Annotated in this window: 1 protein-coding gene; it reads left to right on the forward strand. The window is 67.4% G+C overall.

The annotated features are described in order from the left end of the window. A partial coding sequence (locus tag SAZ04_RS21880) for a hypothetical protein (protein WP_332699646.1) occupies positions 1–279 on the forward strand: 279 nt, incomplete at both ends.

The following is a 279-nucleotide window of genomic DNA, read 5'->3' on the forward strand; positions in this document are numbered from 1 at the left end:
GCGATCACGCTCCTCCGCGGTTACGCGGCCGACGCGGAGGATGCCTACGTCGAGGTCCTCAGGCTCGTCAAGGAGCACGGTGAGGTCCCGCAGCAGTTCCCGGTCCTCAGGAGCCTCGCCAGCTTCCATGGGTTCCGGGGCGAAGTCGACAAGGGGATCGAGTACGCGAACGAGATCCTGGCGCTCGCCGACGCCCAGGGTGACGTCAGCATGCGGATGGAGGGTGAGTTCATCCTCGGCGCGGATACCGGGTTCAGCGGCGACCTCGAAGCCGGCCTC

This window comes from Halalkalibacter lacteus (genome assembly GCF_036663595.1).
GTDB classification, from domain to species: domain Bacteria; phylum Bacillota; class Bacilli; order Bacillales; family Bacillaceae_D; genus Halalkalibacter; species Halalkalibacter lacteus.